Origin of the sequence: Muribaculum gordoncarteri, assembly GCF_004803695.1 — a bacterium.
GTDB classification, from domain to species: domain Bacteria; phylum Bacteroidota; class Bacteroidia; order Bacteroidales; family Muribaculaceae; genus Muribaculum; species Muribaculum gordoncarteri.
Genome location: NZ_CP039393.1, coordinates 3,261,337 through 3,286,988, shown reverse-complemented (window position 1 = coordinate 3,286,988; position 25,652 = coordinate 3,261,337). Strand labels below are relative to the sequence as shown.

Annotated in this window: 28 protein-coding genes, 2 tRNA genes and 1 pseudogene; 9 read left to right on the top strand and 22 right to left on the bottom strand. The window is 46.4% G+C overall.

Features of this window, described 5'->3' with window-relative positions; translation table 11 throughout:
- Nucleotides 1-144: 144 nt before the first annotated feature.
- The gene (locus tag E7746_RS14320; RefSeq protein WP_136411255.1) at nucleotides 145-1,452 is read left to right on the top strand and encodes an inositol-3-phosphate synthase; all 1,308 of its coding nucleotides are present in this window, start codon (nucleotides 145-147) and stop codon (nucleotides 1,450-1,452) included.
- Nucleotides 1,453-1,551: 99 nt separating this feature from the next.
- Here E7746_RS14320 and E7746_RS14315 read toward each other — a convergent pair whose 3' ends face one another.
- The 6 genes from E7746_RS14315 to E7746_RS14290 form a co-directional block, all read right to left on the bottom strand.
- Nucleotides 1,552-2,976 (bottom strand): DUF1593 domain-containing protein, encoded by a 1,425-nt coding sequence (locus E7746_RS14315; protein WP_202877159.1) that lies wholly within the window; start codon nucleotides 2,974-2,976, stop codon nucleotides 1,552-1,554.
- Nucleotides 2,977-3,283: 307 nt separating this feature from the next.
- Nucleotides 3,284-3,357: transfer RNA gene (locus E7746_RS14310), tRNA-Asn, on the bottom strand.
- Between the two features lie 32 nt (nucleotides 3,358-3,389).
- Nucleotides 3,390-3,463 (bottom strand) — tRNA-Asn (locus E7746_RS14305).
- Between the two features lie 160 nt (nucleotides 3,464-3,623).
- Complete coding sequence (locus E7746_RS14300; RefSeq protein WP_136411254.1) at nucleotides 3,624-4,196, bottom strand: hypothetical protein; 573 nt, start codon at nucleotides 4,194-4,196, stop codon at nucleotides 3,624-3,626.
- Nucleotides 4,197-4,312: 116 nt separating this feature from the next.
- Nucleotides 4,313-4,948, bottom strand: coding sequence for a lysine exporter LysO family protein (locus tag E7746_RS14295; RefSeq protein ID WP_136411253.1), 636 nt, complete (start codon nucleotides 4,946-4,948; stop codon nucleotides 4,313-4,315).
- The gene (locus E7746_RS14290) at nucleotides 4,945-5,217 is read right to left on the bottom strand and encodes a LysO family transporter (RefSeq protein WP_168184408.1); all 273 of its coding nucleotides are present in this window, start codon (nucleotides 5,215-5,217) and stop codon (nucleotides 4,945-4,947) included. The genes E7746_RS14295 and E7746_RS14290 overlap by 4 nt, the downstream gene beginning before the upstream one ends.
- 460 nt (nucleotides 5,218-5,677) lie before the next feature.
- Between E7746_RS14290 and E7746_RS14285 the strand changes: the two genes are divergently transcribed.
- Nucleotides 5,678-6,034: an MmcQ/YjbR family DNA-binding protein gene (locus tag E7746_RS14285; protein ID WP_136411251.1), complete on the top strand. Its 357-nt coding sequence runs from the start codon at nucleotides 5,678-5,680 to the stop codon at nucleotides 6,032-6,034.
- A gap of 752 nt (nucleotides 6,035-6,786) precedes the next feature.
- Here the strand turns inward: E7746_RS14285 and E7746_RS14280 are convergent.
- Nucleotides 6,787-7,200: a hypothetical protein gene (locus E7746_RS14280; protein ID WP_136411250.1), complete on the bottom strand. Its 414-nt coding sequence runs from the start codon at nucleotides 7,198-7,200 to the stop codon at nucleotides 6,787-6,789.
- A gap of 76 nt (nucleotides 7,201-7,276) precedes the next feature.
- A complete protein-coding gene (locus E7746_RS14275; protein WP_136411249.1) occupies nucleotides 7,277-9,121 on the bottom strand; it encodes an ATP-binding protein in 1,845 nt (614 codons plus the stop codon).
- Between the two features lie 940 nt (nucleotides 9,122-10,061).
- Here E7746_RS14275 and E7746_RS14270 point away from each other — a divergent pair.
- A complete protein-coding gene (locus tag E7746_RS14270) occupies nucleotides 10,062-10,277 on the top strand; it encodes a hypothetical protein (RefSeq protein ID WP_136411248.1) in 216 nt (71 codons plus the stop codon).
- 14 nt (nucleotides 10,278-10,291) lie between these two features.
- Nucleotides 10,292-10,441: a Cas9 inhibitor AcrIIA9 family protein gene (locus E7746_RS14265; RefSeq protein WP_136411247.1), complete on the top strand. Its 150-nt coding sequence runs from the start codon at nucleotides 10,292-10,294 to the stop codon at nucleotides 10,439-10,441.
- Between the two features lie 87 nt (nucleotides 10,442-10,528).
- On the opposite strand, the gene E7746_RS14260 is transcribed toward E7746_RS14265, so the two are convergent.
- Together E7746_RS14260 and E7746_RS14255 are read right to left on the bottom strand one after the other, a co-directional pair.
- Nucleotides 10,529-11,557 (bottom strand): tyrosine-type recombinase/integrase, encoded by a 1,029-nt coding sequence (locus tag E7746_RS14260; protein WP_136411246.1) that lies wholly within the window; start codon nucleotides 11,555-11,557, stop codon nucleotides 10,529-10,531.
- The gene (locus E7746_RS14255; RefSeq protein WP_238337259.1) at nucleotides 11,547-12,248 is read right to left on the bottom strand and encodes a tyrosine-type recombinase/integrase; all 702 of its coding nucleotides are present in this window, start codon (nucleotides 12,246-12,248) and stop codon (nucleotides 11,547-11,549) included. The genes E7746_RS14260 and E7746_RS14255 overlap by 11 nt, the downstream gene beginning before the upstream one ends.
- Nucleotides 12,249-12,448: 200 nt before the next feature.
- On the opposite strand from E7746_RS14255, the gene E7746_RS14250 reads away from it, so the two are divergent.
- Nucleotides 12,449-13,837: a DDE transposase gene (locus E7746_RS14250; RefSeq protein ID WP_136409462.1), complete on the top strand. Its 1,389-nt coding sequence runs from the start codon at nucleotides 12,449-12,451 to the stop codon at nucleotides 13,835-13,837.
- 162 nt (nucleotides 13,838-13,999) lie between these two features.
- On the opposite strand, the gene E7746_RS14245 is transcribed toward E7746_RS14250, so the two are convergent.
- On the bottom strand, nucleotides 14,000-14,245 hold the full coding sequence (locus E7746_RS14245) for a hypothetical protein (RefSeq protein WP_136411244.1): 246 nt from the start codon (nucleotides 14,243-14,245) through the stop codon (nucleotides 14,000-14,002).
- On the bottom strand, nucleotides 14,232-15,476 hold the full coding sequence (locus E7746_RS14240) for a site-specific integrase (protein ID WP_136411243.1): 1,245 nt from the start codon (nucleotides 15,474-15,476) through the stop codon (nucleotides 14,232-14,234). The genes E7746_RS14245 and E7746_RS14240 overlap by 14 nt, the downstream gene beginning before the upstream one ends.
- 183 nt (nucleotides 15,477-15,659) lie before the next feature.
- On the opposite strand from E7746_RS14240, the gene E7746_RS14235 reads away from it, so the two are divergent.
- Genes E7746_RS14235 through E7746_RS14225 form a run of 3 tightly spaced genes read left to right on the top strand, consistent with a single transcriptional unit; the run spans nucleotide 15,660 to nucleotide 17,576 of the window.
- On the top strand, nucleotides 15,660-15,959 hold the full coding sequence (locus E7746_RS14235; protein WP_136411242.1) for a PcfK-like family protein: 300 nt from the start codon (nucleotides 15,660-15,662) through the stop codon (nucleotides 15,957-15,959).
- Nucleotides 15,960-15,971: 12 nt separating this feature from the next.
- Nucleotides 15,972-17,303 carry a PcfJ domain-containing protein gene (locus tag E7746_RS14230; RefSeq protein ID WP_136411241.1) on the top strand — a complete coding sequence of 444 codons (1,332 nt, stop codon included), beginning with the start codon at nucleotides 15,972-15,974 and terminating at the stop codon, nucleotides 17,301-17,303.
- A 51-nt stretch (nucleotides 17,304-17,354) separates the two neighbouring features.
- A complete protein-coding gene (locus E7746_RS14225) occupies nucleotides 17,355-17,576 on the top strand; it encodes a hypothetical protein (protein ID WP_136411240.1) in 222 nt (73 codons plus the stop codon).
- Nucleotides 17,577-17,642: 66 nt separating this feature from the next.
- On the opposite strand, the gene E7746_RS14220 is transcribed toward E7746_RS14225, so the two are convergent.
- From E7746_RS14220 to E7746_RS14210, 4 genes and pseudogenes are all read right to left on the bottom strand, one after another.
- Nucleotides 17,643-18,353, bottom strand: a complete 711-nt coding sequence (locus E7746_RS14220; RefSeq protein ID WP_238337377.1) for a tyrosine-type recombinase/integrase — start codon at nucleotides 18,351-18,353, stop codon at nucleotides 17,643-17,645.
- 27 nt (nucleotides 18,354-18,380) lie between these two features.
- Nucleotides 18,381-18,674: pseudogene (locus E7746_RS15320) on the bottom strand (site-specific integrase); the annotation flags it as partial.
- Between the two features lie 38 nt (nucleotides 18,675-18,712).
- Nucleotides 18,713-19,669 (bottom strand): tyrosine-type recombinase/integrase, encoded by a 957-nt coding sequence (locus E7746_RS14215; protein WP_168184338.1) that lies wholly within the window; start codon nucleotides 19,667-19,669, stop codon nucleotides 18,713-18,715.
- On the bottom strand, nucleotides 19,662-20,912 hold the full coding sequence (locus E7746_RS14210) for a tyrosine-type recombinase/integrase (protein WP_136410497.1): 1,251 nt from the start codon (nucleotides 20,910-20,912) through the stop codon (nucleotides 19,662-19,664). Before E7746_RS14210 ends, E7746_RS14215 begins: the two co-directional genes overlap by 8 nt.
- Before the next feature lie 244 nt (nucleotides 20,913-21,156).
- On the opposite strand from E7746_RS14210, the gene E7746_RS14205 reads away from it, so the two are divergent.
- Complete coding sequence (locus E7746_RS14205; RefSeq protein ID WP_136411239.1) at nucleotides 21,157-21,366, top strand: DUF3873 domain-containing protein; 210 nt, start codon at nucleotides 21,157-21,159, stop codon at nucleotides 21,364-21,366.
- A 131-nt stretch (nucleotides 21,367-21,497) separates the two neighbouring features.
- Here E7746_RS14205 and E7746_RS14200 read toward each other — a convergent pair whose 3' ends face one another.
- Genes E7746_RS14200 through traN form a run of 6 tightly spaced genes read right to left on the bottom strand, consistent with a single transcriptional unit; the run spans nucleotide 21,498 to nucleotide 25,623 of the window.
- Nucleotides 21,498-21,989 (bottom strand): glycoside hydrolase family protein, encoded by a 492-nt coding sequence (locus E7746_RS14200; RefSeq protein WP_136411238.1) that lies wholly within the window; start codon nucleotides 21,987-21,989, stop codon nucleotides 21,498-21,500.
- Nucleotides 21,986-22,513, bottom strand: coding sequence for a DUF3872 domain-containing protein (locus tag E7746_RS14195; RefSeq protein WP_136411237.1), 528 nt, complete (start codon nucleotides 22,511-22,513; stop codon nucleotides 21,986-21,988). Before E7746_RS14195 ends, E7746_RS14200 begins: the two co-directional genes overlap by 4 nt.
- Nucleotides 22,510-23,382, bottom strand: a complete 873-nt coding sequence (locus E7746_RS14190; protein ID WP_136411236.1) for a toprim domain-containing protein — start codon at nucleotides 23,380-23,382, stop codon at nucleotides 22,510-22,512. Before E7746_RS14190 ends, E7746_RS14195 begins: the two co-directional genes overlap by 4 nt.
- 3 nt (nucleotides 23,383-23,385) lie before the next feature.
- On the bottom strand, nucleotides 23,386-24,066 hold the full coding sequence (locus tag E7746_RS14185; protein WP_136411235.1) for a hypothetical protein: 681 nt from the start codon (nucleotides 24,064-24,066) through the stop codon (nucleotides 23,386-23,388).
- Nucleotides 24,067-24,069: 3 nt separating this feature from the next.
- Nucleotides 24,070-24,651, bottom strand: a complete 582-nt coding sequence (locus E7746_RS14180) for a conjugal transfer protein TraO (protein WP_136411234.1) — start codon at nucleotides 24,649-24,651, stop codon at nucleotides 24,070-24,072.
- A 3-nt stretch (nucleotides 24,652-24,654) separates the two neighbouring features.
- Nucleotides 24,655-25,623: a conjugative transposon protein TraN gene (traN, locus tag E7746_RS14175; protein ID WP_136411233.1), complete on the bottom strand. Its 969-nt coding sequence runs from the start codon at nucleotides 25,621-25,623 to the stop codon at nucleotides 24,655-24,657.
- Between the last annotated feature and the right edge of the window lie 29 nt (nucleotides 25,624-25,652).

Below are 25,652 nucleotides of genomic sequence, written 5' to 3'. Positions count from 1 at the left end.
AAATATTTTTACATTTGAAAAATAAGGATTACTTTTACGCGCTTTTTCGCTGCTACCGGCATCGGATGAGCGCGTAATTTTCATTATGCAAGTGAATAAAACAACAATTTAAATACTTAAACCGTAAAAATTAACCTCACAATCATGAATCAGATTGAAGTAAAGAAAGCCGAAGGCAAGCTTGGCGTTCTCGTAGTAGGACTTGGAGCCGTATCCTCAACTTTTATGACAGGTGTATTGATGACTCGCAAGGGTCTTGCCAAGCCCGTTGGCTCAATGACACAATATGATGTAATGCGTGTTGGAGAAGGTGCCGACAAGAAATACCTCAAATACAACCAGATTGTTCCCATCACCGACCTCAACGACATCGTGTTCGGAGCTTGGGACGTATATCCCGCCAACGCATTTGAATCGGCTATGAACGCCGAAGTTCTCAAGGAGAAGGACATCCTCCCCGTTAAGGACGAGCTCGAGAAGATCAAGCCCATGAAGGCTGCATTCGACCACAACTATGCAAAGCGTCTTGACGGTGACAACGTTAAGGACTGCAAGACCCGCTGGGACATGGTTCAGGAACTTAAGAAGGATATCCGCGACTTCAAGGAAGCCAACGGCTGCGCACGCATAGTTGTGCTTTGGGCTGCTTCTACTGAGGTTTATGTTCCCGTAAACGAGAAGGTACACTATAAGCTCGCCGATCTCGAAGCCGCTATGAAGGCCGACGACCGCGAGAACATCGCTCCCTCTATGTGCTACGCTTATGCAGCACTTACCGAAGGCGCTCCCTTCATCATGGGTGCCCCCAACACAACTGTCGACATCCCCGCTATGTGGGAGCTCGCCGAGAAGACCAAGATGCCTATCGCAGGTAAGGACTTCAAGACCGGCCAGACCCTCGTTAAGTCAGGTTTCGCCCCCATCATCGGTGTACGTTGCCTCGGCCTCGCAGGATGGTTCTCAACCAACATCCTCGGTAACCGCGACGGTCTTGTACTCGACGAACCCGCCAACTTCCGCACCAAGGAGGTGAGCAAGCTCTCAACTCTCGAGTCAATCCTCGTTGCTGAAAAGCAGCCCGACCTCTACACCGACTACTACCACAAGGTACGTATCAACTACTATCCTCCGCGCAACGACAACAAGGAAGGATGGGACAACATCGACATCTTCGGCTGGATGGGCTATCCGATGCAGATCAAGATCAACTTCCTCTGCCGCGACTCAATCCTTGCAGCTCCCTTGTGTCTTGACCTCGTTCTGTTGAGCGACCTCGCAGCACGTTGCGGACGCTACGGCATCCAGTCATTCCTGAGCTTCTTCCTCAAGAGCCCGATGCACGACTATACAAAGAACGAAATACCCGTAAACAACCTCTTCGAGCAATATGTAATGCTTAAGAACGCCATCCGTGAGATGGGCGGTTACAAGGCCGATCAGCTTATCGACTAATAAAACAGTATACATAGCTTAAGAATAAACTTCGGGGAGATGCACCTTCAGGTGCACCTCCCCGTTTCCATTACAACCCGGCTGATTGGGGGCCGGTCGCTACTCGATGTCGATGATTACCCGTCGATAGGATGTCAGCACGGGAGTGCCGTTGTCGGTTACCGTGCACAGCACATTCACCAGGCTGCCCTTGTCGAGCGCGGGCAATGTAAGCTCGGTCTTCGGGCTGTCGGGATCGGCGATCACCACACCCTCCACATCAGCGTTGCCGGCTTCGGGCAACAGGCTCCAATTGACATTTATCTTGTCGCCGTCGGGATCGGTCGACTGCGACGCATCGAGCGTTATCGACTCACCGCCGCGTGCATTGATCACGATTGGCGCAAGCCCCTTCTTGCCGTTGACCACGGACACCGGATTGCGATTGCCCTTACCTTCGTGAGCCCAGGCCATTCGGGCGGCAAAGTTGTTGAACACGGCCGGATAGAAAAGCTCCTCATATTTACGTGACACAGCCTTTACCTCGGGTGAGATGTTGGTGTAGCAGTTGGTAACGCTGTCGGCTGTCATACCGCTCTTGAAATATCCGCCCCAGCTTATATCCGAAGGATTCTCGGGGTCGTTAAGACCCGTGGGCATCACGTAGAGAAACGACGGAGTGTCGCCCTCGACTCCCCAGCGGTAACGGGGATAAACAGCACCCATGTTGCCCTTGCCCTGTATGTGTTGCTCATATTCGGGCCAATGGGCTGCGCCTATCTCATTCTGCGACAGCCATGCGCTCTCGTCCCATATAAAGAAGAGGCTGTCGCCAAACTCTTCCCTCATCCACTGATGGGAACTTAGGTCGTGCTGCGCCCTCTTGATCCAGTCGACATCCTGGTCGGTGATAGTGTATATTCTGATTTTGTCGAGCACATCGCCGAGCAGCTCCTTGTCATCGCTGTTGCGTGCCTGCCACAGCGACTGAGCCACGGTGTTGCCTCCGCCCCACACGAGAACCCACAGCGGGCGCTCGTCATCCTCACGCGCAAGCGAAAGTATGTAGTCGCTGCCCGGCGAAACGTTATCGGCTCCGATATGCGACACTCCGAGATACTTGCTGCCGCTGAACACACGGCTGCGCAGGTAGTCGGCGCTCGGCCAATAGCCGATCATCTGCTTGTCAGCCTCCTCGGCAAGCGGCTTGAACTCCGACTGCTCGGAACGCTTCATAAGATTGGGCAAATCCTTTTCGTAGGCACCGATCACCGTCTGAAGATATTGCCCCCACTCCTCGGGGTACTCGCGACCGCCGCTGTTCCACCCCGATGCGGTTATTATCGCCTCAATCTCATAAAGGTCGGCATGGGAAAGCAGCCTCACCATCGACTCCATATCGTCGGGTTCGGTTTCCACGGGAGCGATGTCCGTCAATATCACCACTCGCGGCTTATACTCGCCTTCGCTCGGTGCCTCGGCGGCACACGACACCATCGCCATAACGCCCAATGGTGCAAAACACTTCAATAGCACATGTTTCATAATGGTCATTTTAAGATTAATATGGTCATTTTAAGATTAATCCATGAAGTTAAATATTTATTTTGAATCACCCACAAAATCAACCGCCCAATTCGCTCCAACCCACGCTGCACAACCCCGCAGGGCAGAATATGCCGTCAGGCATTACATGTACTTAACCGCGGGTTGGGCGACAGCCCTACCCGTGGACAGGCCGCGTCCATGCTCCACAACCCCTTGCGGGTTGCACAAACATCACCGGGTATAGGATACAAATAAAAAGGTCGCCCGAATATCGGACGACCTTTTTCACCGGAAATCGGAATTGCGCTTCAAGATGGACTCGAACCAACGACCCTCTGATTAACAGTCAGATGCTCTAACCGACTGAGCTATTGAAGCTTTCGTATTAATTTCCAATCCCTGCCTTTTTGCGCTTCAAGATGGACTCGAACCAACGACCCTCTGATTAACAGTCAGATGCTCTAACCGACTGAGCTATTGAAGCATTATTTAGTAGGAGATTTACGGCTTTCCGTAAATTGCGATGCAAAATTACGTTCTTTTTTTGAATTATGCAACTCTATCGCAAAAAAAACTAATGCCCTGATGAGCTTTTTAGATTATTTTGGCATTACAATTACCCGCCGACACAAGCACAACGCAGGTTAGCCGCTGTTTAAGGACGCATCGGCCTCTACATAGTAGCAGGAATCGGGAGGACATATCTTATCGCAAAACTCCAATAGACGCCTGATACGCTCCTCAAGCTGAGGGTCGTCATTGCCGCGCGCCACCTGCTGATGCGGCCCTTGCGCACACGGCTGTGTCGATCGGCAACCGTCACGACGACAATCGGGCTTCACAGCAGAGGAATGACCATCTTGGGCGGCACGTTCAGGCTGCACGGCAGGAGAAGAAGGCTTAGAAGCGGCAGAAGGCTGTGCGGAAGCCTCGGCAGCAAGGCGGGCGGCCTTCTTGCGCTCACAGTAACGGCGCTGACGCTGACGGGCAAGGCGACGACGCCTGATTGTAGGATAGATGAGCATAAACAAAGTGCGCACCAAGTCATCGCTCATCGTGCCTATTATATCGCTATCGTTATGATTCTGATAATAATCAATCCAGTAGTAAATCTCGCTGTGATAGTACACCGGTATCTGATTGATGGCATCGACCCAAAGTTGGTCAAACTTCAACTTGTAGACTCTCTTCTTCTTGGGCGTTTCGGCGTTTTCCATGGTATTATCTTTTTCAGCAAAGATAGTAGGCCGAAGCGCCCGATTTCACCCCATAATGTCGCGAAGCACATTTTTTAATGCAAAAAATTCATTTCACCTCGACAGCCTACCCTGCCCTAACAGAATATCGAGATGAGCACCGGAACCGATATTTCAAGAATAATCCCATGGATTATAGCCAACGGCATAAGATTATTGCGACTACGGTCCGACAATATGGACGGAAGGCACACATCCATCGAATTTATTCCGGCAAGAGATATAGCCGATATGCCACGACCGCTCCTCGAGATGAAGGAGCAGAACACCAACGCCGCCAGTTCCCTGATGATATTGGCAAGCAAGGCCGTGGTAGCCAACATTCCGGCAGCCTCAGCCCCCGACGCCGACTTAAACTGCATAATGAGCATCGATGACAGAGAGTAATATCCGAACCCGCTCCCCACGGCAAGGCAATCCTTTAAGCTGATGCCTTTTATGATGAAAAATGCCACAGCGGTGGCTATCAGCGTGCCTGTGATTGTAAAGAGCGGCAGCAGCAGAGTCTTGAAGCTGACTGTGCGCAATATCTCCGTAAAATCACGGCGAGAGCCAAGCCCAAGCCCCACCTGAAACACCAGCAGACCGAGCAGAACCGATGACAATCCGCCGTCGGTAAGCCATTGGGGGACAATACCCGAAAAGCCAATAATTATACCTGCGACAAGGAGCGACGGCAGGAAAAGTATTTCGGCAATGTGCTTTACGCTCATTTCTCACCTCCTTTCTTGCCGAAGAAACGGTCATATCCGTATGCGGCGACAAGGCTTCCCGATATTCCAAGTATCGAGATCACCAGTGCCGGAACTCCTATGTTGCCTATATTGTCGAGAATAGCCTTATTGGAACCGACTCCCGTTCCGAAAATGAATATCAAGGCTGCAATAGTTATTGAAACAGAACGCGATGTGTCGGCCGAACAGCGGAAGCGGCGCAGCACACAGCCGATGCCCATGCCGAGCATCAGTAATGATAAAACCATAAACATAATATTAAAGGAATGTTATAATGCGTAATAATACAAATAGCAATCACCCCTGACAGTCTATGGCATAGGCTGTCAAGGCATTGTCAAGGAGCCAACGCTCCTGTAAAAACATTCCTTGATTTAGATGAATCCGCTGAACCAATGCACAAAGACTATGCGGCACATCCTTGACTCGGCGTGCTTATTCATATTGCGTATATTTTTAGTCCTTTGTGTCATAGCGGGTGCAAAGTTACAAATTATCCCACAATCCCACAAATGCGGAAAAACACCGCAACACATCCGCAATATCCGATATTTTATTAATTTTGCAATTATAAAGCGCGTCAAATTCAGCCTGATACAGCCAAATGCCAGCTGAATGTGACGAAAACGCCGCTTTTATATACTCAAATCAATTTATATTTAATTAACCGACAAGATAAAGACCGCCGTTATCCAACAACCCGAAACTATGAACATCGAAGAATTCCGTGAATATTGCCTGTCAATGGACGGCGTTACCGAGAAAACGCCCTTCGGCAAATTTGCCCGTCGCTACGACTCCATCCTTGTATTTTATATACTCGATCACATGTTCTGCTTCGTGGATATGGACGATTTCACATCGGTTACAGTCAAGTCAACCCCCGAAGAAATAGCGGAAATACGCAACCGGCACCTATCGGTGAGCAACCCTCTCAATCAGAGCCTTAGACACTGGATACAACTCAACCTCAACGGCGACATCCCCGACCCCGAAATCTACACCCTCGTCCAACGCGCCTACACCCTCGTCCAATCCAAATACACCCCCAAGAAAAATCCCTAACCCACTCCGCATCCTCCACAGCCCTACACCTCCATGCGCCCAAAAGTGGTGTAAATAAAATAGAATGGCAACAGTTATACCACTGCCATGGCAATATACCACTAAAAAAGTGGTACATTATTTCTGCATACTTTTTTTGCAATTAGTCCCAATTAGTTCATAATTGAAACCTCAAAGCTTAAAAAGAAAAGCTGCACCGTAAATCTTATTACGACACAGCCTCCTAATTAACCAAAAAACTTACAATTATGAATTATTTAAATAATAGTCAGCGGCTATTAGCCACCGTGAATGTAAGTTCATTGGTATTATAATACAAAGATAATATATTGGGGGCATTTTTCTGAAAATTCAAGTACATGAATTTTCAGAAAAAATGCGGCGGGATGGGGCTTGGGCAATAAAAAAGCAGTCAGCGATGTGCTGACTGCTTTGTGACCCCGGAGAGATTTACCCGAAACGAAGTCAACTATGCTGTCTGTCAACACTTTAGATTACTTGAAAATCATGGATGTTCCCTTTTTGCACACCCGGACATTTCAATGTTCTTCGTATATCTACAACGCAAAAGTAGCTATAATAGTCTGATTTCAGGCTGTTTTCAGGGTTAAAAATTCTATACATCCGAGAGTAATATTTATCGGGTCATGCTGTGCATTGATGAATACGAAAACATAAAAGTCCCTAACCAGACTTCTATCATCAGTACATTGTTATTGATATTCACAACAGGATGTCTCCCTTTTTCTGACTTATAGACTCTCTTTTTTGAGGATTCTATTGATTGTGACAGCGACTGTGTCATTAAGGAAGAGAGAGGTTTCCTTATCATCCTTTACATAGATATGAAACTCTCCCAGTAGAGTGTCAAGTGCCAGTTTACGAAGTTGCTTCAGGTCACCGTCAACCGGAATCTGTCTATGCGCCTCCCAATACTCAGTAACGGCATGGCTCATATATTCCCGAAGAACATTCCTCATGCTTTTCGAGAGTTTTCCCAGTCGCTGTCTTGGAACAAACTCCGTTTCGCCGGGTATGACTGGACAATCATTGACGGTATCATATTGGGGGCCATATTGAAGATAGTCCTCAAAAATGCCATGATTGACTTTCACTTCTGCATACTTGGTTGGAACAGTTACTTTATTCTTACCCTTCTTTGCCATATCTCTATTTAATGATCACAATGCCAGGAATCCTCCAACTGGTAATATTTTCACGGGAAACATCCATCTCTATCGGTTATTGAATATCCTTGACAAATACCCAATGGCCGGTTTTAGGATGACCAAGCCATGCAATATTCCACTCTTTCATCCGTCGTTTGATTGTACTCTCTGAGCATCCGGCAATTCGAGCCAACTCAGCGCGACTGATTCCATTGTTTTCTTTGATTGCTCGGATGACAGCATGTTTTTGAGGGCCATCTTCCACTATTTGAAGGTCATTTTGACCCTCTAAATCGGTTTGCGGGTCAACTTTTATTCTTTGCAGGTCATTTTGAACATCATTTTCGTTATAGAGACGTTCATAATACAATGCTTTGCCTTTCAAAGTCAATCCGTATCTCTGGTTTGGAGCATTCGTGCTATCCGGATTTTCAAGTGCAACTAAACCTGCCGATATCGCAGGTTTTAGATAAGTTTTTGTAAATGAAAACCTTGACGTAAGCCTCATGATTCCAAGTATATCATGTAGGGATAACCAATCTTCTCCTATTATCCCAATTAGTTTCAATATAGACATTTTGATTGTCCTACCCTCTTTGGTCAAGCTTGCAGCAGCTGAACCTCTACTTGTACCATCACTTGTACTATTACTTGTACTATTACTTGTACTATCACTTGCACTATTACTTGCACTACTATTTGCGCTACTACTTACGTCCACTGTGTTCTTGGGACGCATAAAAGTAATTTTGACGATAGTACCGTCACAATAGAATTCCGGAGCAGGCAATCCAGCACCTTCACATTGTCTTGCCATCATTGACAATCCACGCCCCCAATGTTCGATGAGGCCGGCAAGATACATGACATTGGCAATTACCGGATTCGGAGGCATTGAGGTATTTTTACGATCTTCTTCCTCCTTACGCATCAGAGTGTTTGGCGAGATTCTGACTGGGAAGCGACCAGCATTCTCAATTACTATACAGTCATCGTAAATCGCAATACCCACAGTAGCGATCTCATATCCCCATCGCATATGACAGTATGCATTGACAACTGCTTCACGCAAAGCATCATACGGAATCTCAAGATTATCCTCTCTGTAAAGTCGATTATGCGTCGTACCCGAAAGGTTGAGATGCTTGAAGAAGAAAGCCATAGCCGCATCCACCAACTCAAAGATATTACCTTCATGTTGTTGGTTGTCGATGAAATATTGCTTGCTGGCCCCTTTGAACCGCGCAAGGCGTAACCTGCATTGTGGATAATCGGAAAAAACTTTCCCGAACAATACAGCCGCTGAATTGCATACAGCTCCGTCTTTAGTCAGATTTAGTCGTGACAAAGCGATGGGCACAGTATCATTAAGGGCATCGTTTGATAGTCGGCCTCGCCTTACAGCGCTCTGGATTACATTGTGTATGAGCTGTTCATCAAGATCATCAATGGTCAGATTCTGATTCACTTCATTCTCCCATTTGTATTTCAATCCGCGCTGAAGCTCATGAAGCCGGATGAATTTCTCGCGGGGCATGACACTTGTAACGCTGTCATGTCTGCGATATGGTTTGCCATCCCACATATAAGGCTTATCACTCTCCAATCCATCTGTCCGGAATACTATGGCATACTTGTCGGAATTGTCAACCGGCACATATATCGGTTGAATGTCAACCGCCGGATCGAATTTATTGATTGCCTCCCCGATTTCACGGGTGGTCTTGTCGCCGATTTCCTGTCCGATGATTTTGCCTTTGTTCGATACCCCGAACACAACGACACCTCCGGAGCCGTTGAACATACCGCATAATGTCTCCATGCCACGGTTAAGCTGTCCGGTGGTTTCCTTAAATTCGACATCAACACCTTCATGGTTTTCAGCCAAATGCTCTATGTAGTCTAAATCAATCGTCATAAATTCAGTGGGATTGTATATGCAAAGTTACAAAAATATATTGAGATTCAGTCACCTTATAGTTCACGCACTGCGTAAATGAGCATTTAAGAATGATTGTCCGTTTTCCATTCCGAATTTACTGCAAATTTACAGGATTTATGGAATACAAACGTAAATCAGATTAGAGCACAAAACTCTCATCTCAATAGGGAAGCACTGCGGAAACTGCGAGAGGCGTGACGGCTCACGGTGTTGTCGTCGGCTATGCCGTCAGATGGTGACGGCGAAGCAGGCTTCACTGACACCCTCCGACCGCACGCCGACTATGGGAGCCGGCGGAACACCGGCTGCCTCATACGCCTTGTGAGATTGCGACAGGCTTGTCGCACACACAAGACTTCTAATCGACAGCCCTTGTTCTTAACGCCTGCTCCTTAATATGGAATTTGAGCCGCCGCGCCACTCTCCGTTTGATACGGCCCACGGCGGCAAAGAACGTGTCGCTTACGATCCCTCCATAAATTCCGGGGTCGTCCCCGACACATACATTGCCTTATCCGGGGCTGTCATAGCAGTTTCTAATAAAAGTACAGACATTATCATCGGTGAGAAAGTATGACATACATTAGTTTTCGGAAATGGTTATGGACATTGCTTATTTTCTTACGGATAGCATTTTCTGTATGTCTGTCGTTCAGTGTCACCCACCGGGGCGATGCCAGCTCTATGTTTCGTGCGGATTATAATCATAGTTCAAAGTCTGTTCGCTCGGAGTTGATGAACACGCCGGGACGGGGTATTCCTTTGCATTCGCCTGAAAAAATCTCCACAGCTCCCGTTGGTCGGTAGTATTTTTTCGGGCAAGTGCCGAACACCCCTTTTTCTCCCGTCGTGCCTTGTGGTCAACGAGCGAACAAACTTCAAACAGCGATTATACGCATTAAAAAAATATCGCTTTATGACACTGAACGACAGACATATCAAAAATCCGAGCTTCACATCATCACCAGCTCATACCGCATTAAAAAAGGCGGCTAAGGTGGTGGGGTTGGCGATAACGGCGATTGTCGGGTTGCTCCTTTGGGCGATACTCAAACCGATATTCCGAGGTGTAGGCTGGCTAATATCCATACTCACCGCAATAGGGATAATCTATTGGATAACGACACTCTAAAAACATTTACGACTATGGCAATGAACACAGTGAAAGGAACACAAGCGTTCCAAGACACAATCGCCCAATATCTTATGGCAAGGGCTGAGAACGACCCTCTTGTAGCGGTAAGGCTGGCAAATCCCTCCAAGACGATGGAACAGTGTTGCGCCTATTATGAGTAGAGATATGTTATGAGAAGTCCATTTCAAAGCGGCTTGATATCCAGATGTCTATCTTGGCTACTTATCAGATGGACTTCTCATAAAGATTTAGTGCCCCAGCTGTTTAAGCCAGGTCAACAGGTTTTTGTCATTTTCCCATTCTCTTTCTGACATTTCAGATGTTGCACCTTTATAAGCTTGCTCCAAAGCTTCCCGTTTGGCTTTGGAGTCTGCTCTCGCATATACTCCGGTAGTGACTATCGAAGCATGGCCGAGGAAGTCCCTAAGGTCTACGATATGCATGGCTCCTTTATGAAGAAGGTGCATGGCTCTGCTGTGTCTTATGCAGTGCGGGCTTATTCTTTGCGGTATCAGCCCCGGATTCAGATGTCTTGCCATGTCTGCATATCTTTTTAGTATGTAGGCGATTCCTTCTCTTGTAAGTTTTTCGCCTCTGGAGTTTTGGAACAAAGGCGATGTATGAGAAACGAGCAATTTCTGATTTTCGGACATATACTGTTTAATCAGAGATACTTGTTCCTTTGAGAGTGGTACTATACGGGCTTTGTTCCCTTTGCCTACTATTTTAATTGTATATGGTTCCGACTGAATGCGAAGACTGCCGACGATTAAGTCTGCCATTTCCTGCACTCTTGCAGCGGTATCGTACATCAGAGCCAGAAGTGCAAGATGTCGGCGCCCCATTGAGGTCGATTGATCCGGCTGTTCGAGAATAAGCTTTATACCCTCAGGAGTAAGATACTCCAACGCCTTTTTTTCTGTTTTGGCCTTAGGTATGGACATAATATTCTGCCATTGAGCCATGCGATCGACATCTTTATACATTAAAAACCGACAGAAAGACTTCACCGCAGCCAACCGATAATTGCGTGTTGCAAGACTGATGCCTTTCTCAGTCTCTATCCAGTGGAGATAATCGAGTATGTTTTCCCTTGTTATATGCTTGAGCATAACACGGTTGACATTTACAGACTTTTGCTTTTCCATAAAGATTATGAAGTCGATAAATGCCACCTTATACGAGGCCAGCGTGTGCTTGCTCACATTACGGTCATGAGGGAGATACTCGCTCATAAATGAGCTTAACCGGTTTGCAAAGTCTGTCTCAGTCATCATGGCTCTTTGATTTAGATGGATAGACAAACGCGTTAATCGCAGAGCTGTTTCTTTCGATGTCGGCATATGTGTTCCGAGTAAGACGCACATAATATTCAGTGGCTTCCAGGGAATGGTGTCCCATGCTTGCAGACAAAACAGGAAGTGCCGCATAGATATTCATGCCTTTTCTGGTCATGTTCGCCAAAGCATGTACCGCATAGGTATGTCGCAGAGAGTGGACACATGGACCTCTGGAACGACCACCATATTGTATCCCGCATTTTCTCAACAGACTTCTGAAGTTGGCGTACACAGCCTTATCCGTGACGGGAGTACCGTCCAGCTTTACAAACAGGTGATGTTCCGGATTTGTGAGTCTGGACAGCGGCATTCGGTTCCTGCACTCGATGTAGTCTCGGAGTATGTCCTTCATGGTGTCATGAAGGGCTATTATTCTCTCCGCCTCTCTTTTTGTGGCGTGTATGAGTATTGTGCCGTCCTGCAGGTTGACGTCCTTATTCCTGATTGAAAGAGCTTCGCCCATTCTTAGACCGGCACTGTATAAAAGCCGGTAAATGGCAGGGAGCGCCATGAGTGGGGAGTCGGCGTTGTTCTTGTGTGCTCTTTGGCGGTCTATTTCCATCCATATGGATGAAAGTTCTGATTCCGTGAACACGTATGGCGTAAACGTGCTATGAGGTCTTCTCATAGCTCTGGGGACATAGCATTTACAACCTCTGCGATTCATCAGAGTAAGAAGTTTTCTCCAGACCGAGACTTTGTTATAGGGATACTCAGTTAATTGCCAACTAATTGTTTGCCAAAGTCGTAGATATTTTGTAACTTTACAATGAACCCCCGATGGACCCATCACGGGCTTATTCGGGGTAATTCTTAAAATAATTGTACGTGAAGTTACGAAAAATATCCGAGATTACGGCCACGTTGCCGTTTACCGAGTTCGATTTCATGCAAAAATATCGCGAGAGTTTTGCCGTAAGCGAGCTCGGGCGCATCCATGCGCAATTGCCATTGAAAGAACTGGCAGAGAAAATCCGTTCGCATTTTCCCAAAACGCATCCTCAGGGCAACACTCCGATGTTCCCGCCGGAGGGAGAGGTGGCGCTGATGTTTCTCAAGCCATATACCGGACAGTCGGATGACGGCCTGATCGAGATGCTCAACGGCAGTATACACATACAGATGTTCTGCGGGGTGCTCATAGATCCGGCCAACCCCATAAAGAACGGCAAGATAGTCAGTGCTATCCGTCAGCGTATAGCCGGAGCTCTTGATATCAAAGAACTACAGAAATTGCTGTATGACAAGTGGGGCGGTTTGTTAAAAGACAAGAACCTGTGCCTGACCGACGCCACCTGTTACGAGAGCCATCTGCGATTCCCGACAGATGTAAAGCTGTTGTGGGAATGCTGCGAGTGGATTCAATCACTTATAAAAAAGACCTGCAAGGCGTTGAAGGAACGGTTGCCACGCAACAAGTATCGTGATATTGACCGCGACAGACTCACCTATGCCAAGCATCGCAAGCACACCAGGGCGGCAACCGCCAAACTCCGCCGTCGATTGCTCGGCCTGCTTTCCAAACAGATAGGTCAATGGAACAGAATCTGCAAGATACACACCGTTGACATCACGCTCACCGCAGAGCAAAGCAAGCGTCTCAGTGCATTAAAAGAGGTGTATCGCCAGCAGAGCGCACTTGCTCAGAAAAAGGAGGTGAAACACCGTATCGTCAGCATAGACCGTCCGTACATCCGTCCTATTGTCAGAGGCAAGGAGAACAAGCGAGTGGAGTTCGGAGTCAAGGTCAACAACATCCAGATTGACGGAATTTCATTCATCGAACACCATTCCTTCGAAGCCTTCAACGAGGGCGTGAGATTACAGGAGTGTATTGAATATCAACAGGAACTGACCGGTATCAAAGTGACCAGGGTAGGGGCAGACACCATCTATGCCAACAACGACAACCGGCGGTATTGCACCGAAAACGGCATGACGACCTGTTTTGTCCGCAAAGGCCCGAAGCCCAAGGATGAAGATGCTGACATAAGCACAGCCCGACGAATAATCGGGACACTGCGCTCTACCGCCATGGAGGGCAGTTTCGGTAATCAGAAACAACACTACAGCGTTGGCCGGATAGCGGCACGCAACTCCCGCAGCGAAACCCTGCTGCTCTTTTTCGGCATCCACATGGCAAACGCCGCAACACTTGCCGCCCGACAACTCGCCATCGAAGAAAAAGAGAAGCAGTTACAAAAACAGCGAGCGTGAAAAATCATACTGTCATCTCATCTCCGAAGCACATCGGAGGCGAATCAGTGTATCCCTATTTGTCCGAAATGTCATATTTTATCGCCGAGAATTGAAAATTTGCCCTCATAATCAAAACAGCACCGCCATAGGGCGACCACGCTCCATTTTCAGCTTGATAAATCAAGCCATTAACTGAATATCCCTGTTATAGACAGTTCTTTCACTCTCGTTAATCCTTGTTTTGAGCCAGTCGGTAATAAAACTCTCACTCACAGATGTGTCTTTCAGGCCATAAGAGCAGGCAAAATCATCAAAGGCTTTCAAGGTCCCGGGAAGATGCGTGTTGACTGCGCCTGCGGCACGCTCCATTTCCATAAGTTGAGCCATATATGGAGCCAGAACGCTTTTATAATCAGTGTCGCTCATAAAATACCCCTCCTTTCTGATTATAGAATGTGTCCGGAACAAGCGGTACTTCAAGTGCACATTGCCGGAGCGATTCCATGTCTATGGACAGATAGCTCATAGTCGACTGACAACTCTGATGTCCAAGCACCTCGGAGATGGTTTCTATCGGCGTTGATTGTTTTAGAAGCGCCGAGGCAAGAGAGTGTCTGAGTGAATGTAGGCCATGATGCTTCCCCGTGACATTCACTCCACTGAGTGTGATCAGCCTGTTTATTTGGCTGCATACTGCATAGGCAGTTAGGGAGGTATATGGAGGTCTGTGCAGTATGAACAAATTCACAGCCGATGATTTCGGACGACCATTCTTAAGATAGTCTATTATGGCATTTCCGACCTCTGGCAGAAGTGGCAACTCTATGAAATTGCCGGTCTTTACCATCTTTTTTCTGATAAGATTGCTCTCCCAGTCTATCTCATCAAAAGTCAACGTGGATATATCTGACGCACGGAGTCCGAGTCTTGAAGCCAATAGGATGATTGCATAGTCTCTTTTTCCGAGAGCGCTGTTGCGATTGACGGATTCCTCGATTTTTACGACATCTTCAGATGAATAGAACGAAGGGATTCTCTCTTTGCACCTGACTTTGAAAGCACGAAAAAACTCATCGAAGTCATTTGCGACTACCCCATGCTTATACCAGAAAGACATAAGCATTCTGATTGAATATCTTGCGCTTACTTTATTAGAGCAAGCTTCAATATAAGCCACAATGTCCCCTTCTGTTATCTTCATAGGATGTGTGAGAGACTTACCTTGAACCAGATATTCAAGGAAATAGCTTAGATTGCGCTGATGATGGGCAATCGTCTTTTCGGCTCTGCGCAAACGTCTCTGTGAATCTATAAACTTCAGCATTTCCATGCCAATCGCTCCGCTAAAGTCATATTTCACAGGAACTTTGCTTGATCTTCTGATATGCCCGAGCAAAAGCATATCATTAAGCATCCGGACAGATCTTCGATATTCGTTTACAGTTCCCTCAGTATATATACCAAGGGCCTGTATGGAACATAGATATTCATCCCCCAAAGGAGGTGAATAATCGTCAAGGCCCTTTCTCTTCAGATACTGTGCTATGCCACTGTTCCATCGTCGGACATTATTCCGTATGGATATGGCAGCATAGCGAGAGTCTCGGAGAAAAGCCTCACATCTCGAAATGAGATGCTGTAGATTCTCTTCTTTCATACATTTACCATTGTGTTATAGGGTAATATTACCCGTGGCAAATATAGTTATGAGAAGTTGTTATGTCAAGTGCTGAAAGGAGTTGACTGAAAATAAAGAGAATACAGAATGTACTGGATAATACTTCTCATAATATGACTCTACTCATAATAGGTGTTATGAGAAGCTTCTCATAAGACTTATATCATTGGAGAGGTCAAGAAAAGCGGATGTTGCGGTTTTACCGACGATGAAATCTTCGGCTGGGCTATGCACTTTTGGGATGAGCCGGAAATCGAGGTAAGCAATACAGCGACCAACTGCCACGTGGTAGTTAATCACGTTGTGGAACTCACCGAAGAAGAAAAGGAACAGGCACGGCAGGAAGCCATCAACAAACTCCGTGACGAGGAAATGGCTAAAATGCGCAGACCCAAGACCACCGAGAAGAAAGCAACTGAGAACAATCCCCAAATCGCACAACCCAGTCTTTTTGACCTCTAACACTTTACGACTATGAAACCCAAGACAGCATTACATAAGAAAGTGGTAAAACTATCTGCCACACTGCGCCCCATAACCGCGACACAAAAGCAATGGGCATACTCGCAATGCTTTGAACACATCGCCTATCGTGGCAAAAACGGCTCTATGGTATGTTCCGAATGTGCCCACGAATGGTCAGCGGAGGGTAAGCGTGGCAATAAATGCCGTTGCCCGAAATGTGGGGCAAAACTCACCGTCAGCCACTCGCTCAAACGCAAATCAACGCAGACGGCACACTTTGCGGTTGTTACCACAAGGGATAATTTTCAAGTAATTAGAGTGATATACGTTAAATGGTGCAGCCGTAAGGGTGAAAAAGCTGAATACATCGTTAACGAGGCGTTGCAGCGTTGGTTTGACGCCGAGGGCAACGAGGTGAACATCGCACGGAAAAAATGCTTTATGCCACGATACTGCGATGCGTGGAATTTTGACAGCGACATGGAGATTAGGAGCAGAACCGCCAATTACGACAATATCCCCATATACGCCACATATCCCAAATGCCGTGTCCTGCCGATTATCAGACGCAACGGGTTTAATGGCTTCCACTACACAGACCCCTACGACCTGCTGAAAGGTCTGATGTCCGACAACAAGGTGGAAACCCTTGTAAAGACAAGGCAGTATGGGTTATTGTCATACTACCTCTACCGCTCACAATACCGCCGTGACAGCTGGCAACTCATAAGAATATGCCTGCGGCACAATTACAAAGTCAAAGATGTTACGACATGGTATGACCATATCAACACTCTTGAACGGCTCGGCATGGACATTCACAACCCCCTCTATCTATGCCCCAAAAATCTTAGGTCGGAACACAACCGCCTTGTGGAGTTGCTGAAACGGCGTGAAGAAAAAGTGAGGATTGAGCGAGAGCGAAATGCGGAGATAGAGCGTCAAATCCGACAGAGAAAAGACGATGAAGCGAAAAAGACCTATCCGCAACGGATGTCACGATACCTTGACCTCGTGTTTTCTGACGGACTTATTGAGGTTTCCGTGTTGCAGACCGCCGAGGATTTCTACAACGAAGGCGAGATAATGCACCACTGCGTATATACCAACGGCTATTACGCAGAAAACAATTCCCTTGTGATGTCGGCTCATATCGGTGACAAACGGTTAGAAACTATTGAGATAGACCTCAAACGCCTTATAATCTCGCAGTCGCATGGTGCTTATAATCAAGACACCAAGTATCACAACCGCATAGTGTCGCTTGTGCAAAGAAATATCCACAAGATTGCAAGGAGAGCAAATCAAAAATCCGAAAACGCTGATGTAATATCGGCATGATGTCTAACCCGACCTGCGTCAGCAATGGCGCAGGTCATAAATCCTCCGATTATGAATGTAACATTTGAACACCCGACAATCATCTTTGATGATAAGATAGCCGAAACCATCATAGAGTTTGTAAACCATATTCTCTATGCCGACAGCGAGGAAACCCTGCGGCAGATTGTAGCCGACTTTGCCGACAAGTACGACCTTGACCGATACTTCGTCTATGGCTACGGCAGCCACCACCTATGGCTTTATCTAAAGAGTTATATAATCAATACTTAGTCAGTATATCTGAAATAAGCACCTGTAAAATCAATAGTCTTTTATATAAATTCTTGTGATTATAATCTATGCCAAACTTTTGAGAAACTGTTTGAGTTTATCATCTTTTTCCCATTCACATTCCGTATGGACGTTACACACATCAACGTAGGCTTTTTCTAATGCCTCTCGTTTATACTTGGAATCCGCTCTTGCATATATTTCTGTAGTCTTAATAGATGCATGACCAAGGATATCCCTTATATATACCAAGTTTACGCCTGATTGCAGTAAATGCATCGCTTTTGAATGGCGCAATACATGAGGGCTTATCTTGTCTGGGAACAAATCTTCATGTTCCTTTTTTGCCATAGAATAATATTTTTCAAGAATATATGCAACTCCGGCTGCTGACAACCTCTCGCCCCAACAATTAAAGAACAAAGGGAAAACACGTTTGGCACAATCATCAAGATTATTTTCTTTGATATAGCAACTCACAAGTTCCATCGAATTCCCATCAATCGGGACTATTCGTTTTTTGGAACCTTTTCCGAGAAGTTCGACGGTGAATGGCTTTGACAGCCTAATTGATGCTGGAGTCAAGTCGATTATTTCTTGAACACGCGCCCCTGTTTGGTACATTAAAGTCAGCATTGCCAAGTCCCTTCTCCCTTTTCGGGTATCTACCGGCACATAATCCAAAAGACATTTCAATGCCTCCACTGACACATATGCCAACGAGCCTTTCACATATCTCTTCAGCCTGATTTTACATATTTCTTTCCATTGGGACATATGTGTAGGGTCGAGATACATTATATATCGAAAAAACGAGCGTAACGCAGCACATCTCTGATTCCTTGTCCCCGGTGTGCAGTCCCGCTTACACTCGAGCCAGTCAAGAAATTCCAAGACACATTCTTTCCCAATCTGACTGAAGCATATATTGTACGGCTTTATACTTTTTTCTTTTGACAAGTAATCAATCAGCAATATAAACGTATCACGGTAAGAGCGTATAGTATGGTTGCTCGCGCCACGCTCCTTTATCAGATAGTCAGAAAAGAACTTTTCCAGACATATTGCAAAGTCAAGATAATTATTCTTATGTATCATATCCTTTGAATTAAGAGATTTATGAAGAATAGTCTGAGTCAAGGAATCGCCAGCAATACATCCGGATACATGCTTTGTGTCAATCTGACATAAGACTCGGTACTTGTGGGATTTTTATGTCCCATATATCTTGCAAGCATCGGAAGAGCGCAATATATATCGTAGCCCTTTGACACAAGACGGGACATCGCATGAACGCAGGCCGTATGACGCAAATCATGGATTCTTGGTCCTTCCTGTTGACCATTATAGGGTATATCGGCAGCCAATATGATTTTTTTGAACCATTTTGAAACTGTATTCCTTTTGATTTGCCGTCCTAATCCTGAAACAAACATAAAACCCTCCGGCTCATCAATTCCGGGAACCGGTAACATGTTTCTATATTGAAGATATTGTTTAAGCACTTTCTCAAGAGACTGGTTGATTGGCGCCAGACGTTGCATTTTATTTTTGAGGCCTTCAATTAAAATCTGTCTCTTGTCAAAATTTACATCTTTGTTTCTTATAGCAAGAGCCTCTGATATTCTGACGCCCGTGCTATATAGGAACCGGACTAAAGCGGGCATTGAGAAAAGCACAGTGTTGTGTCCGGTATAATATGCAAGAGCCAGATTGTCACTGGCTTCAAATATACGCCCTATTTCTTCATCTGAGAATATATACGGAACAAAATCCGATGCGTGGTTTTTATGCGGTGGAGGAACGTAGCAATCATTACCCATTGAGCACATATATTTCATAAAGGATGTGAGGATTAGAACCTTGCAGTGTATCGTGGATCTTTTTCGATTTATAGATGCCCATTCAAGCCATCCATCATATGTACGCTTGGATATGTTGAGACCGGCATGTCCAATTTCAATTAGATACTTGTCAAATTCATGCAGGCACCAATAAGACGATTCTGTGCTTTGGCATAGGGACTCCTTCTCCGCTATGTATCCTTTCAGGTATGCGGCGAGGACACTGTTGAAAACTCTATTGCTATCCATAAAAATACTTGTCCTTTTGTGTGTAAAAACTTTCTTTGACCAATACCACGTCATTTGCACAGAGAAGCAATGATTCATTATCAATTGCGAGATAGGACATGGTGGTGTCTGTGGACTGGTGTCCGAGGGCTTCTGAAATTACAGGCATCGCCACCCCATTTTTTAACATCCGTGATGCAAGACTGTGGCGAAGACTATGGGGGCCGTGATGTTTGCCATCATATCCCACACCGGCCCTACGCATATATTCCACCACGATTTCACGGAATGTACCTTCCATAAGAGGTCTTACGGGGAAATTACAGGTAAGGAAAACATTTTTAAGGGTTGATTTTGGTCGCCCGTATCTTAGATATGATGCTATAGCATTCCCTACAATTGGAATCAGGGGCAACTCAATCGGGGCTCTCGTTTTATGCTGCATTATCCGTAAAACATTGGCATCCCAGTCTATATCAGATAATTTAAGATCTAATATATCCGAGCTGCGCAATCCAAGTCTGGATGCCAACAGTATCATGGCATAGTCTCTGAGTCCTTTCTTGCCGCTCTTGCATATGGCATTTTCTATGGAGGCTATTTCGTGCGCTTCATAGTATGAAGGTAATTTTGTCGGCCTTCTTCTCGATTTCCCAATCAACGGATGGCTCAAATCTGTGGTTGTAATCTTGTTGTCGTATAAATAAGACATAAAGAACCGAAGTATAGAAAGCCTGTCGAAATCACTGTTGTGGGTCGAACCAATGAACGCGACAATGTCTGCTTCGGATAAATCCCACAGCGTTCTATGCCTTAGCTCCATAAGAACCGCAAATTTGCTGAGGACTCTTTTATATTGTCGAACAGTATTCAGGCTTAGATGTTTTTCGTCTGTGCGTTCGTTTATGAACTGTTCTGCAACAGTACCAATATCTCCGGGAAAACGATAGGATTTATGAACATAGCGTTGCGCCTTTGGAATCGTATAGGTCGCCTCACCATTAAGATAGGCATTGACAGCCCGGATTGCAGGTATTATCTGCATCTTTCTGTATTTAGACAGGTTTTGTTCAAATATCTCAACTATATACCGTTCTCCTTCTTCCGGTTTATAATTTAACACACCGTCCTGCTGTAAATGCCTGCTTAGCACTCTAATCCCTCTCATAAACCGACTTTTGACATCAGTCGCCAATTGAAAGGTCTCAACAGCCTTTTCACAAACCTCTATCAAACTATCAGTGGGAATAATCGTGTTTTCCATATCTTGACAATATTATGGGGTTCTATAAGTAATACATATATTATCCCAAGATAGTTATCGCGATTGCCGCTGACTAATAGGTTATTATTGATTTTTAACTTTGAAAGTAGTGATTATATAATTCTTTAGATAAAGCCATTTATCAAAAGCTTTTGATAAATGGCTGAAACAAAGGGAGATAACCAACCCCGATATAACATTTGAATATCGGATATTGATTGTTGAATACTAAAACCGCGATACTATGACAACGAAAATGACCGCCAACGGAGTAAGCACTACCACCACTCCCGGCACCGAACAATACGAGGTGTTTTACACCGGCTACCGCACACGGCGTAAGAAACACTATCAATACGATTACCGCCACACCAATGGAGAACTATTCTCCTGCGTGGCTGGTACACTCAAAGAGTGCAGACAACGCCGTGATGAGTGGCTAAATAAGAAATAATAAAAAATTTGCCAAGTCGTAATATAGCAGGTGGAGCGACCTCGTGATGAAGTCGCTCCACTGATTTTTCGCTAAAAATTTCGGCCGCCACAGGCGGCATTGGCGCATGGTAATTGCTTGCGCAAATCAGATTATTTCTGGAACAATATCATAATTTCCATAATCCGGCGTTGGTGGAGTTGCTTGTGGAATTTGCCTTTATACCGGCAGTGGGAGGTGTAGGACTTGAAGATGTCGCGGTTCCCGGATTTGAGTTTCTTCAGAACACTGCTCTTGTTGACTACGCCGGGTCCGCAGTTGTAGGCGAGGCAGGCTAAAAGGATTGAATCTTTGCCGTATTGCGAGTATAAGGCGCAGAACTTGCGGAGATCTTTTCGCAACAGGGCGTCTGCCTGTCTTTCGGTGAGCTGCACGCCACGGCGGTAAGGTTCTCCGGGTTGGACTTGGTGACCGTAGCCTACATAAGGCCAGTGTTTCGGTTTGTGGAGCGTTTCAAACTTTTTGATTATCAGCACGGCACGCTCAAACGGAGGCAGTTCCATTATAGACCGCTTTGCGTTGGCGGCGGGCGTTGCCGCCACAAGGGTCAGCAACGCCATGAAGAATAACAATAGTTTCTTCATCGCACAACCGGTGTTACAGGGCCGACAATCGGGCCGATGATTTTGCCACCATCATCATCGCCGCTGTCCTTGCCGTTGAACTCAAAGGTCTGTTCCCACGGGGTCGAATTGAAGTTGTCTTCAATCACAATCAGGAGTTTATGAGCCTGAGAGGATTTTGCAGTATATGTCAGCCGGAAGGTCTTGCTTTCAAGAAGCACACGGTCATTATTTACCAGCACCGGGCCATCAACGAGTTTGAGAGTGCCTTCGCCGTCATACTGGAAATAGCGTATTGTATAGAGGGTGTTGGAATAGTTGCCTTCGGGAACAATCTCAAAACGCAGCTCCACGGTCTGTCCCTGCGTGATTTTGTCGCCGTAGGGCATGACCTCCACCGTGAACGGATAGGACTGCTGCACATCGAGGTCGTCGGAACAGGAAGTCATGGAGATTACGATTGCAAAAAGAGCAATCCAGAACCCGAAGAACCGGGCGGGGGTTAGGCGAATATCGCCGATGCGTGAACAGAAATTTGTAGTCATAATTTGAATTTGGGTTTAGTGATTTGTTTTTGAGTGAGCGATTGCAGATAATCGTTCAGATCCTTGTGGTCGGGATAGAGCGCGGATTTGTCGCTCACCCTGTCGCCGAACTCGCGGCGCAGTCTGGCGACTGCGGCACGCCCGGCGGTGTCGTTGTCGAGGTAGCACAGTATCAGCGGGTATTCCGCAAGAACCGGGATTGCCTTTCCGACATTAGCCACGGAGTTAAGCACAACACCGTCGTTGCCGTCATTGTAGCCGAGGCGTTCAGACGAAAGAAAGTCGATGAAACCCTCGAACACATTGCAGCGCGGATTGCCATTGACAATACGGGTTATGCTCTTTGGCGGATAACTCCCCTTGAAGAACGGGTTGCGCAGCTCGTAACCGTGAGCGTTGTTCTCAAAACCGATGGCGTAATAATGTTTGCCGTGAAGCTCATAGTCAACCTGTACGCAGTAGCGTTGTGCAATCTCTTTCTGTATGCCACGTTGTTCTAAATAGCGGAGCAACGCGGACGACTCCAGACGAGATATTTCCACATTCTGGAATGTCGGTTCCTCAACAAACGGCAACGGTTTGTAAGGCTCTGCCACAGGCATATCCATCTTATCGGCGATATACCGAGCCTGCTCAACGAAATCGGTCTTGCCGGATAACGCTCCTGCGAGAGTGAATATGTCGCCGCCTTCTCCTGTCCCAAAATCGAACCATACATTTTTGCGCGGATTGACATGAAACGACGGCTTACGCTCGTTGCGGTACGGAGCATAGAACCACAGACCTTTGCTGTCGCGTCCGGTGGGGTCGTAGCCGAGGCGGTGCAGGAAATCCACAAGGGATATTCCTTTGATAGCGTCTATATCCATAAGCTAAAACCGCATTTTGCGTTTGGGTTTCGGTGATTCCTGTTTCGGCAGCTCTACCTTTTCCGCCTTAGACTTCTCTAATTCTTGCATCTGCCCTGCAATATAGCGGTTAAGCTCTGCCATATTGCATGAACCCGTCAACTCATAGGCAAGGTCATAGATTCCACCGTAGGCGCCGGACTTAGTATCACGCCATAGGTTTGTCTCTGTATTGATTACCATTGTCGGTTCTCCCTTTGCGTCATAAGGAGCTTTGTAGATGCGGAGATTACCGTTTGCCGCTACGGGATGTTCCTGTCCGAGTGCCTTCATAAAGTCCGTCAGTCTGACATTCTTGATGTCAAGTTTGATTATGACAGGTTCAATGGGCCGGGAGCTTCTTTCCAGAATCTCTTTACCGATTTCATAATCATTCATGCACCTCACGATAAATGCTTTCGGATTTTTATCAAGCGCCGGATTCATCAACAGTTTGGCGAGGTCTATTATGTTTCCTTTCTCGTCGGAGTCATAATCATGCCACTGGTTTGTGGTGTGATATACCACAAAAACCGGTTCCGAATCATCCCGATATGGAGGATAGTAAACATTGAAATGTTCTGTTGATTTTACCGGTTTTTCTCCGAGAGCTGACAAAAACTCCCTCAACGGGATAGTCGGGATGTCATTATCTGTGTATCTCATAGGCTACTCAATTATGAATTTGACACCGACACCATACTGCGTATGGAAATGCCCCGTTGAGTTGCCGAACACAAACCTCTCTTTAATATTGGCTGTCAACGCGATTTTATCCGAGAGATAGAAATCGGCCTGCAAGGTCAGCGCACCGCCATAGATGAAGGCATCGCCGTTATGGAGCGTGGAGCCGTCGGACAGGGTGTGCTTGCCCCAATTCACCGTTTCATATCCACCGAGAGCCGATACACCGCCATAGAGGTGGAAAGTCTGCGAATAGTCGCTGACAAGGTGGAGATTATAGCCCGCCTCTGCCGTGAACTGCGCCACAGGAATACGACCTTTTTCAGCGTATGGCTTATAGGTCTGGAGATACTCTCCTCCGAAGTTCCAAGTGTTCGCGCCTCCCTTGAACACTGAGTAATACACTCCGAATGAATATCCGCAGTCGCGGGAGTTGCCGGTATAGAAACCGTCTGCCATATTCGCCTTTATTTCCACGGCTGACATACCGGGGAGGCATCGCTGGGCCATTGCCTGCCCTGTAAAAAGGGCAAGCATGGCAGCGATTATCATCATCGCTTTTCTCATAGGTTACTGAATTGAAAGTTCATCAATTACGTTTGCGCGGACAATATCCTCGTTCTCCACAACGAAGGACTGGTGTCTGCCCCCCTCTTTTTCGGCGACCTCTATGACAAGCTGCTTGTCGTCGGGAATAGTGAATTTCTCCAGCGCAAACACAGTGCGTTCAGAGGATTTTGCGGGAACGACTACTACATAGTTCTGGGCGCGTAGTGGTTCAAGTATCTGCTCTTGCATGGCTGTACGCTTGATAACCTTCTTGTCCACAATCTTGAAAGACACAAAATCAATATCGAAAGGAATGTTGGAGGTGTTTTTCAGCTCCGTGTGGAAGTACAGCAAACCGTTATTAGCATATATGGATTTCAAAAGGAACTGCACACCGAAACGCTTTGACCCGATATGTTTGATTTCGCGCTTGTTCTGCTTGTGGATACTTTTCATAATCAGTTTTACAAGCATAGGACTCTCACTGCCGAGGCGTTCAAGGTAGATTTCCTGTGCGTTGTTGGGACGGTTCACCGATTCGCCGTCGTGGAGAAAGTCTGTCATCTCGATACTGAGCAACAGCGGCTCTTTGGCGAATTTCACGTTAAACGTGTAATAGCTACCATCTTCCGTGATTACCGACAGGTTTGTTTCCTGCTTGAACGACTTGAAAGCGGATTTTACGCGCAGCACGTTCTTCGCACCGTCTGCAAGTCCGGCAACAAGGTTTTCGTTGCCCAAATCGACATAGGTGATTTCTGCCGGGAAGATGATGTGCGTCGTCTTGTTGTAGCATACCTCCAGAGCGTGAGGCGGAATCATGCGGTCAAAGCCGACTTTTCGGGTAAGACCGCTGAACTTGTCGCCGTCGGTGTAGTCGGGGTCGTACACGTTCAAGTCGTGTTCGGCTACCTGTTCAGTATCAGGCGACACATTGTTATCGGCACTATTGACCGTCTTTTTGCCTTTTGCGAAGGCTGGGGTTGCCATACAGAGGACGGCAACGAGAGAAAGAATAA